Source organism: uncultured Cardiobacterium sp., from assembly GCF_938028185.1.
Lineage (GTDB): Bacteria > Pseudomonadota > Gammaproteobacteria > Cardiobacteriales > Cardiobacteriaceae > Cardiobacterium.
In genome coordinates, this window is record NZ_CALJAH010000395.1 from 1 (window position 1) to 2,023 (window position 2,023).

3 protein-coding genes are annotated in these 2,023 nt (G+C 58.9%); 2 read left to right on the plus strand and 1 reads right to left on the minus strand.

Annotated elements, in window-relative coordinates; genetic code table 11:
- Window positions 1-260: 260 nt before the first annotated feature.
- Window positions 261-1,091, minus strand: coding sequence for a 16S rRNA (cytidine(1402)-2'-O)-methyltransferase (rsmI, locus tag Q0349_RS11485; RefSeq protein ID WP_298081115.1), 831 nt, complete (start codon window positions 1,089-1,091; stop codon window positions 261-263).
- 11 nt (window positions 1,092-1,102) lie between these two features.
- On the opposite strand from rsmI, the gene Q0349_RS11490 reads away from it, so the two are divergent.
- Both Q0349_RS11490 and raiA read left to right on the plus strand, forming a co-directional pair.
- Window positions 1,103-1,459: a YraN family protein gene (locus Q0349_RS11490; RefSeq protein WP_298081116.1), complete on the plus strand. Its 357-nt coding sequence runs from the start codon at window positions 1,103-1,105 to the stop codon at window positions 1,457-1,459.
- Between the two features lie 72 nt (window positions 1,460-1,531).
- Complete coding sequence (raiA, locus tag Q0349_RS11495; RefSeq protein WP_298081117.1) at window positions 1,532-1,819, plus strand: ribosome-associated translation inhibitor RaiA; 288 nt, start codon at window positions 1,532-1,534, stop codon at window positions 1,817-1,819.
- The last annotated feature ends 204 nt before the right edge of the window (window positions 1,820-2,023 follow it).

A 2,023-nucleotide genomic window follows, 5' to 3' on the forward strand; every position in this document is an offset into this window, starting at 1 on the left:
TTGTACGGCGAAGCGGCGCAACACAGTATGAGGCTTTCGGTGGATGGCTATACATACACCAACCCCGCTACCCTGTATGTAAACCATCGTCGTAGGGTGGGGCTTGCCCCACCACGCTGACGCGACTGCGGGAACAAATGCTGCGCGCTCACACTCCCCCGTTGCCTGCAAAAAGGGAACAAATGCCGAAAACTGCATCGTTCTGCCCCCTCTCCCTACGGAGGAGAACCGGGGTGAGACACACCACCGCGAACGAAGAACTACCCCGCCGGATGCTCAACCAAATACTGATACACCGCCTTCTTGTTCGCGCCGGTGTGTTTGGCGACCAGCGCCGCGGTGTCTTTCGCCGACAGCCCGGCGGCGCGCAAATCCTTCGCCAGCGGTTGCCAGTCAGCCGCTTCCTTCGCCGCCGCCGCTTCCAGCAGCAGTACAAATTCGCCACGCTGGCGGTTGTCATCTTCTGCCAGCCACGCGGGCGCGCGGGCGACGGTCAGCAGCGCAATCTGTTCAAACTGCTTGGTCAGCTCGCGTGCGATGACCAAACGGCGTTCGCCGTTGAACACTTCTGCCATCGCCGCCAGCGATTCCGCGATGCGGTGCGGCGTTTCAAAAAACACCGTCGTCTGCGTCGCGTGCTCAAATTCCGCGAAAAACCGCTGCCGTTCGCCCGCCTTCGCCGGGATAAAACCCGCGAACTGGAAACGGTCGGCAGGCAGCCCGCTCGCCGACAGCGCCGCGATGACGCTGCTCGCACCGGGAACGGGCGAGACGCGGATGCCCGCCTCGTGTGCGAGCCGCGTCAGCACCGCGCCGGGGTCGGAAACCAGCGGCGTCCCCGCATCGCTCACCAGCGCCACCGTCGCCCCCTCCTGCAAACGCTGCAACAGCGCCTGCGCCGCGCCGCGCTCATTGTGCTGGTGCAGCGCCAACAGCGGACGGTCGATGCCGTAGGCGTCGAGCAGGCGGCGGCTATGGCGCGTATCCTCGCAGGCTATAATGTCTGCCGATTCCAGCACCGCGCGCGCGCGCTGGCTCACGTCTTCCAGATTGCCAATCGGCGTCGCCACCACAAACAGCACACCACTCATCAAAAATCCTCATGTTCTTCAAAAAACTCGCGCCGCACCTCCTGCGCGGCCAGGCGGGCGAACGCCGCGCCGCCGCTTACCTCAAGGCGCAGGGGCTTGCCATTGTAGCGAACAACATCCGCAGCCGTTACGGCGAAATCGACCTCATCGCCCGCGATGGCGCGGTGCTGGTCTTCGTCGAAGTGCGCTCGCGGCGCGCGGGCAGCCAGGTCAGCGCCGCCGCCAGCATTACCCCCGCGAAACAGGCAAAAATCCGCAAGACGGCGCTCGCGTATTTGCAGCAACACCACCCGCAGCCGCCCGATTGCCGCTTCGATGCCGTCTGTATTGACGGCGCGCAAATCACGTGGCTCAAAGGCATTTTCTGAAAGACTTGCAGGCGCGGTGACGATTTGCTACGGTACGAATCGCCCATTAACCCAAGCAGAAAGGAGTGGATGATGAACTACAACATCACCGGCAAACATCTCGACATTAGCGATGCAGTTCGGAGTTATGTAGAAGAAAAACTCGGCAAGCTGGAAATGCAGCAAATTACCAGCACGCAAATCACCCTGCGCGCCGAAAACCATCTGAAAATTGCCGAAGCGACGCTGCACCTCGCCTCCGGCAAAACCATCCACGGCGACGCCGCGCATGAAGATATGTACGCCGCCATAGATTTGTTGGCAGACGTGCTGGACAAGCAGATTCGCAAGCACAAGGAAAAAATCAGCGAGCATCGCTAATATCAAAAAACCCCGCTGCGGCGGGGTTTTATACTTTCTCATCCCTGATGTAGCAATAAAGCGGATGAGGAGAACAAACAATTTTATGACAGGTGATCTTTAATATACTTCTACAAAGATTTGACCATTATTCATCTCGGTTATTTGTACATTAACAACTTTATGGTTGCTTAATATGGCTTCGCCATAATGAACATTTTTTTG

Excerpts from the sequence above, each read along its gene's own strand:
- rsmI (WP_298081115.1), bottom strand. The coding sequence starts at position 1,091 with ATGAGTGGTGTGCTGTTTGTGGTGGCGACGCCGATTGGCAATCTGGAA.
- Q0349_RS11490 (WP_298081116.1), top strand. The coding sequence starts at position 1,103 with ATGTTCTTCAAAAAACTCGCGCCGCACCTCCTGCGCGGCCAGGCGGGC.
- raiA (WP_298081117.1), top strand. The coding sequence starts at position 1,532 with ATGAACTACAACATCACCGGCAAACATCTCGACATTAGCGATGCAGTT.